Genomic DNA, 243 nt, shown 5'->3' with positions numbered 1-243 from the left:
CAACGAAACGGCGAAACCTGAGAAAGAAAAAATCGCCGAAGCGAATCAGGCTGCGCCCGAACCGGCGGTCGAATACGCGCCTGTACCTCTGTCCGCCAAATGGGTCCGCGACATGCTGCCGCGCTACCGCGACATCATGTGGAGCGACCCAACGCCCGAAAACGTCAAGGCCTACTTTCTCCTTCAACGCTTTGCGATAGACCGCAGCCAAAAAGTGGCGGAGGTCGCTCAGCAGGTCACACT

1 protein-coding gene is annotated in these 243 nt (G+C 58.4%); it reads left to right on the top strand.

Going from position 1 to position 243, the window contains the following annotated elements:
* Positions 1 to 243 (top strand): conjugal transfer protein TraF (gene traF, locus H6A60_RS13520; protein WP_205105393.1); only part of this gene is annotated, 243 nt, incomplete at both ends.

The organism is Sutterella massiliensis (genome assembly GCF_016899755.1).
Taxonomy (GTDB): Bacteria; Pseudomonadota; Gammaproteobacteria; order Burkholderiales; family Burkholderiaceae_F; genus Sutterella; species Sutterella massiliensis.
The sequence above is the reverse complement of the archived record's forward strand: the minus strand, read 5'-3'. Positions and strand labels throughout refer to the sequence as shown.